Here is a 13,581-nt window from a genome sequence, read left to right as displayed (position 1 = left end):
GCGCCCGTGGCGGCCCCGATCCCCCTGCCGGCGCCCGCACCGGCCGAAGCGCTCGAGCTGGTCCCGCCGCCCGCCCAGACCGCTGAAGCGAAGCTGGGCTGGATGCATCGGCTGCGTACCGGGCTGTCCAAGACCAGCCGCAACATCGGCACGCTGTTCGTCGGCGTCAAGGTCGACGAGGCCCTGTTCGAAGAACTGGAAACCGCGCTGCTGATGGCAGATGCCGGCGTGGAAGCCACCGAGTACCTGCTGGGCGAGTTGCGCAAGCGCGTCAAGGCCGAGCGCATCGAGACCGCCGAAGGCGTCAAGGCGGCGCTGCGCGAGCTGCTGACGCAGCTGCTGCGCCCGCTGGAAAAAACCATGGCGCTGGGCCGCGAGCAGCCGCTGGTGATGATGATCGCGGGCGTCAACGGCGCCGGCAAGACCACCAGCATCGGCAAGCTGTGCAAGCACTTCCAGCGCTATGACCAGAAGGTGCTGCTGGCCGCCGGCGATACCTTCCGCGCCGCCGCGCGCGAGCAACTGACGATCTGGGGCGAACGCAACAACGTCACCGTGGTGGCGCAGGAAAGCGGCGACCCGGCGGCGGTGATCTTCGACGCCGTCAATGCGGCCAAGGCGCGCGGCATCGACATCGTCATGGCCGACACCGCCGGCCGCCTGCCGACGCAGCTGCACCTGATGGAAGAGCTCAAGAAGGTCAAGCGCGTGATCAGCAAGGCCATGCCGAGCGCGCCGCACGAGGTGCTGCTGGTGATCGACGCCAACACCGGCCAGAACGCCCTGCAGCAAACCCGCGCCTTCGACGACGCGCTGGGCCTGACCGGCCTGATCGTGACCAAGCTCGACGGCACCGCCAAGGGCGGCATCCTGGCGGCTATCGCGCGCCAGCGCCCGGTGCCGGTTTATTTCATTGGCGTGGGCGAGAAGGTGGAGGACCTGCAGCCGTTCAAGGCGGATGAGTTCGCCGAAGCGCTGCTGGGGTAAGGCCCGGTTGCGAACGCTTATTCCGCGTCAGGCTGCGCCTTCGGCTCCGCCTTCTGGAAAGCAGGCAGCTCCATGCAGGTTTCATAGATCCTGGCGATCGCCGGGTAGCGGGCCAGGTCGATATTGAAGCGCTGCGCGTTGAATACCTGCGGCACCAGGCAGATATCGGCCAGCGTGGGCGTATCGCCAAAGCAGAAGCGCCCGGCCTTGCCGCCGCGCTCCAGGTTGGCCTGCAGCGACGCAAAGCCCAGCTCGATCCAGTGGTGGTACCACGCGTCCTTGACCTCGTCGGTCACGCCCACGGTGTGCTTCAGGTACTTCAGCACGCGCAGGTTGTTCAGCGGGTGGATCTCGCACGCGATCTCCTGGGCCAGTCCGCGCACATAGGCGCGGTCCAGCGCCGTGCCGGGCAGCAGCTTCGGCTCGGGATGGACCTCGTCCAGGTATTCGACGATGGCCAGCGATTGCTGCAGCACGTGCTCGCCGTCGGCGAGCGCCGGCACCAGTCCGTCGGGATTCACGGCGCGGAATTCCGGCTTGAGCTGCTGGCCGCCTTCTTTCAGCAGGTGCACCGGCACATAGTCATAGGCCAGCCCCTTGAGTTCCAGCGCAATGCGCACGCGGAATGAGGCCGAACTGCGGAAATAGCTGTAAAGCTTTAGCATCGGATCAGACTACCTTGATGGTGAGATCGCCCACGCCGCCGACGTGGCACTGCATGACATCGCCCTTGACCACCGGGCCCACGCCTTCGGGCGTGCCGCTGAAGATCAGGTCGCCCGGCTGCAGCTCGAACAGCTTCGACAGGTACGACACCATCTCCGGCACCGACCAGATCAGGTCGGACAGGTCGCCGCGCTGCTTCTCCACGCCGTTGACCGCCAGCGTCACTGCGCCCTTCTGCGGATGGCCGATGGCCAAGACCGGCACGATCGGGCCGATCGGTGCGGACTGGTCGAAGGCCTTGCCGGTCTCCCAGGGGCGGCCGGTCTTCTTCGATTCGTTCTGCAGGTCGCGGCGGGTCATGTCCAGGCCCACGGCGTAGCCGAACACGTGGCCGGCTGCCTGGTCGACCGGGATGTCGCGGCCGCCCTTGCCGATCGCCACCACCAGCTCCACTTCATAGTGGCAGTTGCTGGTGCCCGGCGGGTACGGGAAGGCGCCTTCGGTGCCGTCGGCGACGTAGCTGACCGCGTCGGACGGCTTGCAGAAGAAGAACGGCGGCTCGCGGTCGGGGTCCGAGCCCATTTCACGGGCGTGGGCAGCATAGTTGCGGCCGACGCAGTACACGCGCCGTACCGGGAAACTAGCATTGCTGCCGCGCACCGGCACGCCAACGGGCGCGGCCGGAGCGAACACGAATTCGGTCATGCATCTCTCCAGATTGTTCTGATCGGTGCTGCGGCGCGGGTGGGCAGGGTTGCAGGAAGCAGCCATGCGCGGCGTCGCCAGCAGACGCGCCCGGCGCAGCAGGGCAACAGGATACACCGCGAGAGTTGGCTCCGCGTACGACCGCATACAATGAATCCAGGCATCCTCGCAGCGCCGGCGCACCGAACTGGCGCAGGTGCCGGATACTTACCCGGCGCGAATCTTGCATGGCGCACTGCAACAGAGCCTAGCCATGACACGACGCCACCCGCCCCCATCGCCCACCGCTGCCGCACCTGCCCCGCCCACTGCCGGCGGCCGGGTGTTGCGGATCCTGCTCGTGCGCGACCCGCATGACGCCGACCCGCTGAACGTCGAGACCATCCGCGGCGGGCTGGTCAGCGCCGGCTTTACCGAGATCCAGATCGTCGATGCCGACCTGCGCCTGCCGGATGTGATCACGGCCACCCAGCCCGACATGCTGATCATCGCGTCTGAATCCGCCGCGCGCGACACCATCGAGCATGTCTGCGTCTCGACCCAGCATGCGCCGCGCCCGATCGTGCTGTTCACCGACAACGACGACAGCCAGCGCATCAAGGCAGCGCTGACGGCGGGGATCACCGCCTATATCGTCGACGGCCTGCGCGCCGAGCGCGTCAAGACCGTGCTCGACGTCGCCTACACACGCTTCGAACTGGATCAGCAGCTGCGCGCCGAGCTCGATGCCACCCGGCTCAAGCTGGCCGAGCGCAAGGTGGTCGAGCGCGCCAAGGGACTGCTGATGCAGGCGCGCGGCCTCAGCGAGGACGAGGCCTACAAGCGCCTGCGCAGCATGGCGATGGAGCGCGGCCTGAAGCTGGTGGACGCGGCCCAGCGCGTGATCGACGTGATGGGCTGAGCCGCTCCCGCCTGCCAGCCGTGGTGCGCTGCCGCACGCGACTGGTGCAATGCACGCTCCTGGCGCTGCCGCGCTGCGTCACCTCCCTCCCCTGCTCCCCCGAATGTGGCGGCGGCCAGCGCGCGCGCACCACATCCGATCATTTCCCCCCGATCCGTCACAAATCCGCCCTCGAATGCTGCACTGCACAGGCTGGCACACGCCTTGCGTTATGCAGGTATCGGCCAACGGCGGCCGACCAACAATTTCGGCGGACACGGCCAACGCGGGCTGCGTCACGCCACGGACAACGGCGTCCCTGCGCCGCACCGGTCTTCTGGCGAAGCCGGTCGCGGAGGGGACGCCTTTTTTCTTGGAGCCATGCAATGCCCTCTCGCCTCAGGATTGCCAAGCCGCTGCACGCAGCCGTCCACGTTCCCGACGCGGCTGCCGACGCCGTGCCGGCCAGCAGCGGCCGCCGCCGCGCGCTTGCCACCATCGCCGGCGCCAGCGTGATGACGCTGGTCGATCCGCTGGTGCGCGCCGGTGCGTGGGCAGCGGGCTCGGACGCGCCCGAGAAGACCGACGTGCGCATCGGCTTTATCCCGCTGACCGACTGCGCCTCGGTGGTGATGGCCGCGACGCTCGGGCTGGACAAGAAATACGGCATCAAGATCACGCCGACCAAGGAAGCCTCATGGGCCGGCGTGCGCGACAAGCTGGTCAACGGCGAGCTGGACGCGGCGCACGTGCTGTACGGACTGATCTACGGCGTGCAGCTGGGCATCGGCGGCCCGAAGAAGGACATGGCCGTGCTGATGAACCTGAACCACAACGGCCAGGCCATCACGCTGTCGTCCAAGCTCGCCGAGAAAGGCGTCAAGGACGGCGCCAGCCTGAAGGCGCTGATGGTGAAGGAGAAGCGCGACTACACCTTCGCCCAGACCTTCCCCACCGGCACGCACGCAATGTGGCTGTACTACTGGCTGGCGGCCAACGGCATCAACCCGATGCAGGACGCCAAGGCCATCACGGTGCCGCCGCCGCAGATGGTGGCCAATATGCGCGTGGGCAATATGGACGGCTTCTGCGTGGGCGAGCCCTGGGGCGCGCGCGCCATCGCCGACAAGATCGGCTTCACCGCCGAGACCACGCAGGCCATCTGGAAAGGCCACCCCGAGAAGACCCTGGGCACCACCGCGGAGTTCGTGCAGAAATACCCCAACACCGCGCGCGCGATGGTGGCCGCGGTGCTGGAGGCATCGAAGTTCATCGATGCGTCGGCCTCCAACCGCCGCAAGACCGCCGAGACCATTGCCGCCAAGTCCTACGTCAACACCGACATGGACATCATCCTGGACCGCATGCTGGGCCGCTACACCAACGGCCTGGGCAAGACCTGGGACGACCCCGACGCGATGAAGTTCTACCAGGACGGCGCCGCCAACTACCCGTACCTGTCCGACGGCATGTGGTTCCTGACCCAGCACAAGCGCTGGGGCTTGCTGAAGGAACATCCGGACTATCTCGCCGTGGCCCGGCAGGTCAACCGCATCGACGTCTACAAGCAGGCCGCCGCCGCCGCGCAGGTGCCGCTGCCCAAGAGCGACATGCGCAGCGCCAAGCTGATCGACGGCGTGGTCTGGGACGGCAAGGACCCCAAGGCCTACGCCGACGGTTTCAAGATCAAGGCCTGACGCAAGCCTTCCCCCACTGATCCGCAGTGCCCCTGACGAAAGGAGCCAGACGTGAATGCCATAGCCCACCCCACGCCCGATGGTGCAACCGTAGCCGCCAGCGCCGACCCCGACACCAAGGAGCGGGCGCGCCGGCGCGAGCAGGAAATCGCCGCGCAGGCACGGCGCGCGCAACGCCGCGAGGCGGTCGCCGCGCTGGTGCTCAAGGCCGTGCCGCCGGTACTGGGCTTTGCCCTGTTCGTGCTGGCCTGGCACGGCATCGCCACGATGATCCCGGCCATTCCCACGCCGCAGGCCACATGGAACGCCGCGGTGCCGCTGTTTGCCGACCCGTTCTACCGCAACGGGCCCAATGACCAGGGCATCGGCTGGAACGTGCTGGCATCGCTGGCGCGCGTCGCGGCGGGCTTCGGCCTGGCCGCGCTGGTCGGCATCCCGGCCGGCTTCCTGATCGGGCGCTTCGCCTTCCTGAACGCGATGACCGCGCCGGTGATCAGCCTGCTGCGCCCGGTCTCGCCGCTGGCGTGGCTGCCGATCGGCCTGCTGCTGTTCAAGGCCGCCAACCCGGCCGCGATCTGGGCGATCTTCATCTGCTCGATCTGGCCGATGGTGATCAACACCGCGGTCGGCGTCACGCGCGTGCCGCAGGACTACCTGAACGTGGCGCGCGTGCTGGACCTGTCGGAATGGAAGGTGTTCACGCGGGTGCTGTTCCCCGCGGTGCTGCCCTACATGCTGACCGGCGTGCGGCTGTCGATCGGCACCGCGTGGCTGGTGATCGTCGCGGCCGAGATGCTGACCGGCGGCACCGGCATCGGCTTCTGGCTGTGGGACGAATGGAACAACCTGAAGGTCGAGCACATCGTGATCGCGATCTTCGTGATCGGCATCATCGGGCTGCTGCTCGAGCATGCGCTGCTGGCGCTGGCCCGGCGCTTCAGCTACGGCACCAACTGACACGCGGGGAGAATCGCCATGGACAAGTTCGTCAGCATCGAAAACGTCGGCCAGACCTTCAAGACCCGCAAGGGCCCGTTCGTCGCCCTGCGCGATATCAACCTGCATATCGCCGAGGGCGAGTTCATCACGCTGATCGGCCATTCAGGCTGCGGCAAGTCCACGCTGCTGAACCTGGTCGCGGGACTGGCCACGCCCACCACCGGCGCGCTGATCTGCGCCGGGCGCGAGATCGCCGGGCCGGGGCCGGAGCGCGCGGTGGTGTTCCAGAACCATTCGCTGCTGCCGTGGCTGACGTGCTTCGAGAACGTCTACCTGGGCGTGGAGCGCGTCTTCGCCGCCAGCGAGAGCAAGCCGCAGCTCAAGGCGCGCACGCACGACACGCTGGCGCTGGTGGGCCTGACGCACGCCGAGAACAAGTATCCGCATGAGATCTCCGGCGGCATGAAGCAGCGCGTGGGCATTGCCCGCGCGCTGGCGATGGCGCCCAAGGTGCTGCTGATGGACGAGCCCTTCGGCGCGCTCGATGCGCTCACGCGCGCGCACCTGCAGGACGAGCTGATCAAGATCGTGGCGCGCACCCGCAGCACCGTGGTGATGGTGACCCACGACGTCGACGAGGCCGTGCTGCTGGCCGACCGCATCATCATGATGACCAACGGTCCGGCCGCGACCATCGGCGAGATCCTGAAGGTGGAGCTTCCGCGTCCGCGCGACCGCGTCGCGCTGGCCGACGACAAGGCCTACCACGCCTGCCGCACCGCGGTGCTGGACTTCCTCTACCGCAAGCAGCGCAACCCGGCGCTGCAGGAAGCCGCGTAGTGCCCGCCGGCCGCGTGCCGGTGGGCGGCCCTATGTGGCACAGGCGGCGATGGGCGCGGCGGCCTGGCTCCGCTATCATGAGCCCAGAACAGACTACCCCCACGCCGCCATGACCACGCCAGCCACGTCCTTCCCTGCTGCCCGCTATATCAAGGAGATCGGCCGCGGCGTCAACGGCGCGCGGGCGCTGCCGCGCGAAGACGCGCAGGCCCTGTTCGACGCCATGCTGGCCGGGCGCGTCTCGGACCTGGAGCTCGGCGCCATCCTGATGGCCTACCGCATCAAGGGCGAGGCCCCGCACGAGCTGGCCGGCATGCTGGAAGCCGCCCATGCGCACTGCCAGCCGCTGCCGGCGCCGCCTGACCGGCAGGTGGTGGTGATCCCCAGCTACAACGGTGCGCGCAAGCAACCCAACCTGGTGCCGCTGCTGGCGCTGCTGCTGGCGCGCGAAGATGTCCCCGTGCTGGTGCACGGCACGCGCCTGTTCAATGGCCGCGTGACCAGCATGGCGCTGTTCGAGGCGCTGGGCGTGCCCTTGTGCGCGACTACCGGCGACGCCTCGGCACGGCTGCGCGAGAGCAGCGACCTCGGGCCGCTGGCGGTGCTGCCGGTGGATGTGCTGTCGCCCGGGCTGTCGCAGCTGCTGGAGCGGCGCACCGTGATCGGCCTGCGCAATTCGGCGCATACGGTGGCCAAGATGCTGCAGCCGGTGGGCGAGCATTCGCCCGCGGAAGGGTTGCGCCTGTACAGCTACACCCACCCCGAATACCGCGAGACGCTGACCGACTACTTCTCGCATGAACCCGCCAACGTGCTGCTGGCACGCGGCACCGAGGGCGAAGTGGTGGCCGATGCGCGCCGCACCAGCCGCATCGACTGGCTGCACGAGGGGCACCAGCAGACGCTGGTCGATCCGGCTGTTGGTTCGCTGGCCGAAGTGCCTGAACTGCCGCCCGGCAGCGACGCCGGCCAGACCGTGGCCTGGATCCGGCGCGTGCTGGACGGCGCGGCGCCGGTGCCGGCACCGATCGCGATCCAGGTCGAGGCCATCCGCGAATGCCTGCGGCAAGGCACTCGCGTGACCTGGGCCAGCCCGGTCTGAGCCAGCCCCGGGACCGCTGTCAGGGCTTGCGCGGGGGCAGCGGGATGCGCTCGGTCTCGCCCGGCACGTGCGGGAACTGATCGTCCTCCCAGCGCTGGGCGGCGGCCTCGATCGCCACCTTGCTGCTGGCAACGAAATTCCAGTAGATGAAGCGGTGCCCGTCGGTCGGGTCGCCGCCCAGCAGCATTACGCGCGACGGCGTCGTGGCCGTCAGCGTTGCGGGCTGGCCCGGCGTGAGCACCACCATATGCTCGGCCGGCAGCGGCTCGCCGTCGAGCGCCACCGCCCCGTCCACCGGATAGATGCCCCGCTCGGCATGATCGGCCGGGATCTCCACGCTCGCGCCCGCATCCAGCTCGATCGCCACGTACAGGGTGCGGCTGAAGACCTTGACCGGAGAGACCTGGCCAAAGGCATCGCCGGCAATCACCACCATGCGCACACCCGGCCGCTCGATCCGTGGCAGCGTGGCGGCGGGATGGTGGAAAAACGACGGCTCGGCACCCTCATGCTCCTGCGGCAGTGCCACCCAGGTCTGGATGCCGTGCAGGCGGGCCCCGGCGGGGCGCACATGCTCGGGCGAGCGCTCCGAGTGCACGATGCCGTGCCCGGCGGTCATCCAGTTGACATCGCCCGGGCGGATCGCCTGGTCGCTGCCCAGGCTGTCTCGGTGGATGATCTCGCCCTCGAACAGATAAGTGACCGTGGCCAGTCCGATATGTGGATGCGGGCGCACGTCGGCTCCGCCGCCCGGCGGCAGTTGCACCGGCCCCATATGGTCGAAGAAGATAAACGGACCAACGGTCTGGGTGGCGGCGGCGGGCAACAGCCGGCGCACGGTAAAATCGCCCAGGTCGCGCACATGCGGCTTGAGCAAGTGTTCGATAGCAGACATAACTCCTCCGGTGGAATGAGAGAGGCTTGCAAGGATGCCAGCGCGCCGCAGCTTGGTCGAGTGTAGCCGCTGCTGCAACAAATCATTGCAGCAGCGGGCAGAACCCCCGTGCCCGGCACCGCTCTAACATCCAGTGCGCCGAACCGTGGGTATCGTTCCCGCCGCTCGAATTGATAGGTAGCTATGCCAGCAGCAAGAGCAATCGAGAGGAACTATCACGACCATCGGGGCTCCAATTAGCACTCACCCGGCCTGAGTGCTAATATGTGTTGCAGTGCCACCGCCCCAACAGGCGCGGCACCCCGGCAACCGAACCGCCGGATGCGAAAGGAGCCATTGAGTGAACGCAGTCTTGTCTGCCGACCAAACCCTGAATAACCGTCTGCCGACGGCACCCCGGAGCACGGGCAGCTTCGCGCTGACCTTCCCGGCCACCGTTGGCAACCTCGACAGCTATATCCAGGCTGTCCACCGGATTCCGCTGTTGACCGCGGAGGAAGAGCAGCGCCTGGCGCGCGAGCTCCGCGACCACGATTCCGTTGACGCTGCCCGCCAGATGGTGATGTCCCACCTGCGCCTGGTGGTGTCGATCGCCCGCCAGTACCTGGGCTACGGCCTGCCCCACGCCGACCTGATCCAGGAAGGCAATATCGGCCTGATGAAGGCGGTCAAGCGCTTCGACCCCGACCAGGGCGTGCGCCTGGTGTCGTACGCGATGCACTGGATCAAGGCCGAGATCCACGAATACGTGCTGAAGAACTGGCGCATGGTCAAGGTGGCCACCACCAAGGCCCAGCGCAAGCTGTTCTTCAACCTGCGCAGCCACAAGCAGGGCGCGCACACGTTCACGCCGGAGCAGGTCGAGGCCGTGGCGCGCGAGCTGAACGTCAAGCCCGAAGAAGTGATGGAGATGGAAACCCGCCTGTCGGGCGGTGACCTGGCGCTGGAAGGCCAGATCGACGACGGCGAAGAGGAATTCGCCCCCATCGCCTACCTGGCGGACAACCACAACGAGCCCACCCGCGTGCTGGAAGCCAAGCGCCACGACCGCATGCAGGTCGAGGGCCTGGAAGAAGCGCTGGGCAAGCTGGACGAACGCAGCCGCCGCATCATCGAGGCGCGCTGGCTGCACGTCGAAGACGATGGCTCGGGCGGCTCCACGCTGCATGAGCTGGCTGACGAGTTCGGCGTCTCGGCCGAGCGCATCCGCCAGATCGAGGCCGCGGCCATGAAGAAGATGAAGGGGGCGCTGCAGGCGTTCGCCTGATCCGCACCCCCAGCCATGCAAAAGGCCGGTCCACTGGACCGGCCTTTTTGTTGCCCGCGAGAGGGTGAGTGCGACCTTATGCCGCACCCCTTCCCACCCTTTCACGTCACGACAGCAGCTGTTTCAGGTCGTGCGCGATCGGATCCGGACCCTGGCCGTGGCGGATGAACAGCCGCAGCTTGCCGTCCGGGTCGAACACATAGCTGCCCGCGGAGTGGTCCACCGTGTAGTTGTTCGGGGAGCTGCCCGGCACCTTGGCGTAGAACACCTTGAAGTCCTTGGTCAACTTCTGCAGTGCGGCTTCGTCGGCCGGGCGCAGCCCCAGGAAGCGCGCATCGAAGGCCGGCACGTACTGCGCCAGCAGCGCCTGCGTGTCGCGTTCCGGGTCGACCGTGACGAACAGCACCTGCACGCGGTCGGCATCCGGGCCCAGTTTCTCCATCACCGCCTTCAGTTCGGCCATCGTCGTCGGGCACACGTCCGGGCAGTGGGTGTAGCCGAAGAACATCACCACCGCCTTGCCCTTGAAGTCGGCGATGGTGCGCACCTTGCCGTGATGGTCGGTCAGCGAGAAGTCCTTGCCGAAGTCCGCCGCGCCGGTGATGTCGACATTGCGGAACGAGGCCTTCTGCTGCCCGCAGGCAGCCACGGCCAGCGCAAGCGCGGCCAGCAGGGAAAAGCGGCGGAAGGCGGCGAACAGGCCGGAGGCGGGGCTTAGGCGGGGCATGCGGCGGAAACCGGTCAGGGGTGGGAGGAAACAGCGGCACCGGAGGGCGGCGACATCACGCAGTATCGCCGATCGTGCCGCCACGCTGCGCCGGCCGCGACAAGATGCCGCAGCCGGTCGGCCACAGGTCAGACCTGCGGCACGAACTTGAAGTAGTGGTCGACCAGCAGCGCGGCGAACAGCAGCGACAGGTACAGGATCGAGAAGCGGAAGGTGCGCTGCGCCAGCTCGTCCGAATAGTTACGGTACATCTTCCAGGCGTAGGCCAGGAAACCCGCGCCCAGCGCCAACGCGGCCGCCAGGTAGATATAGCCGCTCATGCCGTAGACAAAGGGCAGCAGCGTCGCGGCGATCATGATCAGCGTGTACAGCAGGATATGCAGCAGCGTGTAGCGCTCGCCGTGCGTGACCGGCAGCATCGGCAGGCCGGACTTGGCGTAGTCGGCGCGGCGGTACAGCGCCAGGGCCCAGAAGTGCGGCGGGGTCCAGGTGAAGATGATCAGCACCAGGAACCAGGCCTCGGCAGGTACCTCGCCCGCCACCGCGGCCCAGCCCAGCGCCGGCGGCATCGCCCCCGAGAGCCCGCCGATCACGATGTTCTGCGGCGTGGCCGGCTTGAGCAGGATGGTGTAGACCACCGCGTAGCCGAGGAAGGTGGCAAAGGTCAGCCACATCGTCAGGTCGTTGGCGTAGACGTGCAGCAGCCACATGCCGGCGCCGCCCAGTACGGCGGAGAACACCAGGGTCTGCGGCGTGGTGATCTCGCCGGTGGCCGACGGGCGCCACGCGGTGCGGCGCATCAGCGCATCGATCTTCTGCTCGACCAGGCAATTGATGGCAAAGGCCGCACCGGCCAGCAGCCAGATGCCGGCGGCGCCGCCGATCAGCACGCGCCACGGCACCATGCCGGGCGTGGCGAGGAACATGCCGATGATGGCGCAGAACACGGCCAGCTGCGTCACGCGCGGCTTGGTCAGGGCGGCATATTGTCGGGCAAGGTGCCGTATCCGGCTCAACTTGCCCAGCGAATGGGGGTGGGTAGCGGTAACCACGGAAGGGGTCTTGTCTTTCATGTGGCGCGGGCGGCGTTCGGCACGGCAGCGGGGGCGCCGGCGGCCCGCATGGTGAGCCCTGCGAGCCCTGTATTGTAGTGGAGGCGGACCAGCAGCAGCAGGAGCAGCGCCGCGCCGCCGTTGTGCGCAACCGCGGCCACCAGCGGCCAGTCGAACACGATATTGGACATCCCGGTGGCCAGTTGCAGCACCAGCGTGGCCAGCAGCCAGCCGGCCGCGCGCGCGAGCCCTTCAAGCCGGCGCGCTCGCAGGCCAAGCCACGCCAGGTAGCCCAGCACGACAAAGGCAAAGCCGCGGTGCACCCAGTGGATCGCCACCAGCGCCGCGTGCGGGATGTAGTCGCCATCGGCGGTCATGCCCAGCTGGCGCCACAGGGTGAAGCCGTGGCGGAAATCCATCTCGGGCACCAGCTGGCCATTGCACAGCGGGAAGTCGGTGCAGGCCAGCACCGCGTAGTTGGTGCTGACCCAGCCCCCCAGGAAGATCTGGATCACCAGCAGCAGCAGGCCGATGCGCACCGGCCAGCGCAGCCGCGCGGCCCGCGCCGCGACCGGGTGCGGCGGATCGTTGCGCGAGCCCAGCTGGATCAGCACGGCCAGCAGAGCCATGCCCAGCATCAGGTGCGTGACCACAATGATCGGCTGCAGCTTCAGGGTCACGGTGAAAGCGCCGAACGCACCCTGCACGCACACCAGCAGCAGCACCCCGGTGGCGAACCACGGCGACTGCTTCAGCTCGCGCCGCTTGACCCACGCCAGCACCATCAGCGTGATGATCAGCACCCCGACCGCCATGGCGAAGTAGCGGTGGATCATCTCGATCCACGCCTTGGCCAGCGTCACCGGGCCGCTGGGCAGCGCGGTCTCGGCCGCGCGGATCGGCTCCATCGCGGCGTGCGGGTTGGAGTGCCCGTAGCAGCCGGGCCAGTCGGGGCAGCCCAGGCCGGAGTCGGTCAGGCGCGTGAAGCTGCCGAACATGATCAGGTCCAGCGTCAGGAACGCCGTGATCCAGGCGAGCTTGCGGTATTTGTTGCGGTCCCCCTTCACCAGCACGTAGGACAGCGGGAACAGCGCGATCAGGATGCCGATGATGGCCAGTTGCAGCAGCATGCCGTCCCCTTTAGCCGATGCGCGAGACCTTGAGCAGCTTCTTCAGGTCGCCGCTCATCTTCTTGGGGTCCGGATCCTGCGGGAAACGCATCATCAGGTTGCCCAGCGGGTCGACCAGGAACAGGGTGTCCTCGGCGCGCTTGCCGGGTTCGGCCGGCAGCCACTGCTGCGCGGCCTGGCGGTCGATGCGCAGGAAGCGCACACCCGCGTAGGGCTCGTTGTAGGCGGCGTTCAGACGCTCGTCGATCTTGCCGTCGTCGGTCACCAGCCACACCGGCACGATGCGTTCGCGGTCCTGGCCCTGCCCGGCGCGGATCTGGCGGATGGTGAAGAGCTTCTTCGCGCAGGCCTCGTCGCAGGCGGACGGGTCGGTGGTCACCAGCAGCCACTTGCCGCGGAACTGCTCCAGCGGCACGGCCCGGCCCTGCTCATCGGTGACGCGCACCGGCGGCATCGGCCGCTGCGGGTCGACCAGCGCGCCGTAGTTGGTGGCGCCGCCACGCGGCTTGATGACGTAATAGGTGAAGTAAGAGGCGATCACCGGCGACGCGCACACCAGCAACAGCATCAGCATCTGCAGGCGGCCGCGGCGCGTGCGCGCATCGATGCGGGTATCCGGCGGCGAGGCCGCGGCGGCCGGGGCGGAGTCTTGCTGTGCCATGGAGTACGTCTGTCCTTTGTCTTCGGCGAGCGC

General features: G+C 67.9%; 14 protein-coding genes. 7 read left to right on the top strand and 7 right to left on the bottom strand.

Going from position 1 to position 13,581, the window contains the following annotated elements; genetic code table 11:
- On the top strand, nt 1–987 hold a 987-nt coding region (ftsY, locus tag AC3WQZ_RS28245; protein WP_492301661.1), incomplete at its 5' end, for a signal recognition particle-docking protein FtsY.
- A 17-nt stretch (nt 988–1,004) separates the two neighbouring features.
- Here ftsY and maiA read toward each other — a convergent pair.
- The gene (gene maiA / locus AC3WQZ_RS28240; RefSeq protein WP_454749203.1) at nt 1,005–1,652 is read right to left on the bottom strand and encodes a maleylacetoacetate isomerase; all 648 of its coding nucleotides are present in this window, start codon (nt 1,650–1,652) and stop codon (nt 1,005–1,007) included.
- Between the two features lie 4 nt (nt 1,653–1,656).
- Nucleotides 1,657–2,358, bottom strand: a complete 702-nt coding sequence (locus AC3WQZ_RS28235) for a fumarylacetoacetate hydrolase family protein (protein WP_010814802.1) — start codon at nt 2,356–2,358, stop codon at nt 1,657–1,659.
- Between the two features lie 253 nt (nt 2,359–2,611).
- Here AC3WQZ_RS28235 and AC3WQZ_RS28230 point away from each other — a divergent pair, with 253 nt between their 5' ends.
- The 5 genes from AC3WQZ_RS28230 (at nt 2,612) to ybiB (ending at nt 7,816) form a co-directional block, all read left to right on the top strand.
- A complete protein-coding gene (locus tag AC3WQZ_RS28230; RefSeq protein ID WP_037025353.1) occupies nt 2,612–3,259 on the top strand; it encodes an ANTAR domain-containing response regulator in 648 nt (215 codons plus the stop codon).
- Nucleotides 3,260–3,624: 365 nt separating this feature from the next.
- Nucleotides 3,625–4,935, top strand: a complete 1,311-nt coding sequence (locus AC3WQZ_RS28225) for a CmpA/NrtA family ABC transporter substrate-binding protein (RefSeq protein ID WP_492301659.1) — start codon at nt 3,625–3,627, stop codon at nt 4,933–4,935.
- Between the two features lie 51 nt (nt 4,936–4,986).
- A complete protein-coding gene (gene ntrB, locus AC3WQZ_RS28220) occupies nt 4,987–5,892 on the top strand; it encodes a nitrate ABC transporter permease (RefSeq protein ID WP_010814805.1) in 906 nt (301 codons plus the stop codon).
- Between the two features lie 18 nt (nt 5,893–5,910).
- Complete coding sequence (locus AC3WQZ_RS28215) at nt 5,911–6,714, top strand: ABC transporter ATP-binding protein (protein ID WP_010814806.1); 804 nt, start codon at nt 5,911–5,913, stop codon at nt 6,712–6,714.
- A 109-nt stretch (nt 6,715–6,823) separates the two neighbouring features.
- Nucleotides 6,824–7,816 carry a DNA-binding protein YbiB gene (ybiB, locus tag AC3WQZ_RS28210; protein WP_010814807.1) on the top strand — a complete coding sequence of 331 codons (993 nt, stop codon included), beginning with the start codon at nt 6,824–6,826 and terminating at the stop codon, nt 7,814–7,816.
- Between the two features lie 19 nt (nt 7,817–7,835).
- Here ybiB and AC3WQZ_RS28205 read toward each other — a convergent pair whose 3' ends face one another.
- Complete coding sequence (locus AC3WQZ_RS28205) at nt 7,836–8,711, bottom strand: pirin family protein (protein WP_010814808.1); 876 nt, start codon at nt 8,709–8,711, stop codon at nt 7,836–7,838.
- Nucleotides 8,712–9,051: 340 nt separating this feature from the next.
- Between AC3WQZ_RS28205 and rpoH the strand changes: the two genes are divergently transcribed.
- Nucleotides 9,052–9,978 carry an RNA polymerase sigma factor RpoH gene (gene rpoH / locus AC3WQZ_RS28200; protein ID WP_011614472.1) on the top strand — a complete coding sequence of 309 codons (927 nt, stop codon included), beginning with the start codon at nt 9,052–9,054 and terminating at the stop codon, nt 9,976–9,978.
- Between the two features lie 106 nt (nt 9,979–10,084).
- Here the strand turns inward: rpoH and AC3WQZ_RS28195 are convergent, their stop codons facing one another.
- From AC3WQZ_RS28195 to AC3WQZ_RS28180, 4 genes are all read right to left on the bottom strand, one after another.
- A complete protein-coding gene (locus tag AC3WQZ_RS28195; RefSeq protein ID WP_010814810.1) occupies nt 10,085–10,705 on the bottom strand; it encodes an SCO family protein in 621 nt (206 codons plus the stop codon).
- A 128-nt stretch (nt 10,706–10,833) separates the two neighbouring features.
- Nucleotides 10,834–11,778 carry a heme o synthase gene (gene cyoE, locus AC3WQZ_RS28190; protein WP_037025354.1) on the bottom strand — a complete coding sequence of 315 codons (945 nt, stop codon included), beginning with the start codon at nt 11,776–11,778 and terminating at the stop codon, nt 10,834–10,836.
- Complete coding sequence (locus tag AC3WQZ_RS28185; RefSeq protein ID WP_010814812.1) at nt 11,775–12,887, bottom strand: COX15/CtaA family protein; 1,113 nt, start codon at nt 12,885–12,887, stop codon at nt 11,775–11,777. The genes cyoE and AC3WQZ_RS28185 overlap by 4 nt, the downstream gene beginning before the upstream one ends.
- Before the next feature lie 10 nt (nt 12,888–12,897).
- The gene (locus AC3WQZ_RS28180; protein ID WP_010814813.1) at nt 12,898–13,548 is read right to left on the bottom strand and encodes an SCO family protein; all 651 of its coding nucleotides are present in this window, start codon (nt 13,546–13,548) and stop codon (nt 12,898–12,900) included.
- Nucleotides 13,549–13,581: the final 33 nt, after the last annotated feature.

It is taken from the genome of Cupriavidus sp. FW305-26, assembly GCF_058787975.1.
This window is presented reverse-complemented; position numbering and strand designations above follow the sequence as displayed.

Excerpts from the sequence above, each read along its gene's own strand:
- maiA (WP_454749203.1), bottom strand. The coding sequence starts at position 1,652 with ATGCTAAAGCTTTACAGCTATTTCCGCAGTTCGGCCTCATTCCGCGTG.
- AC3WQZ_RS28235 (WP_010814802.1), bottom strand. The coding sequence starts at position 2,358 with ATGACCGAATTCGTGTTCGCTCCGGCCGCGCCCGTTGGCGTGCCGGTG.
- AC3WQZ_RS28230 (WP_037025353.1), top strand. The coding sequence starts at position 2,612 with ATGACACGACGCCACCCGCCCCCATCGCCCACCGCTGCCGCACCTGCC.
- AC3WQZ_RS28225 (WP_492301659.1), top strand. The coding sequence starts at position 3,625 with ATGCCCTCTCGCCTCAGGATTGCCAAGCCGCTGCACGCAGCCGTCCAC.
- AC3WQZ_RS28215 (WP_010814806.1), top strand. The coding sequence starts at position 5,911 with ATGGACAAGTTCGTCAGCATCGAAAACGTCGGCCAGACCTTCAAGACC.
- ybiB (WP_010814807.1), top strand. The coding sequence starts at position 6,824 with ATGACCACGCCAGCCACGTCCTTCCCTGCTGCCCGCTATATCAAGGAG.
- AC3WQZ_RS28205 (WP_010814808.1), bottom strand. The coding sequence starts at position 8,711 with ATGTCTGCTATCGAACACTTGCTCAAGCCGCATGTGCGCGACCTGGGC.
- AC3WQZ_RS28195 (WP_010814810.1), bottom strand. The coding sequence starts at position 10,705 with ATGCCCCGCCTAAGCCCCGCCTCCGGCCTGTTCGCCGCCTTCCGCCGC.
- cyoE (WP_037025354.1), bottom strand. The coding sequence starts at position 11,778 with ATGAAAGACAAGACCCCTTCCGTGGTTACCGCTACCCACCCCCATTCG.
- AC3WQZ_RS28185 (WP_010814812.1), bottom strand. The coding sequence starts at position 12,887 with ATGCTGCTGCAACTGGCCATCATCGGCATCCTGATCGCGCTGTTCCCG.
- AC3WQZ_RS28180 (WP_010814813.1), bottom strand. The coding sequence starts at position 13,548 with ATGGCACAGCAAGACTCCGCCCCGGCCGCCGCGGCCTCGCCGCCGGAT.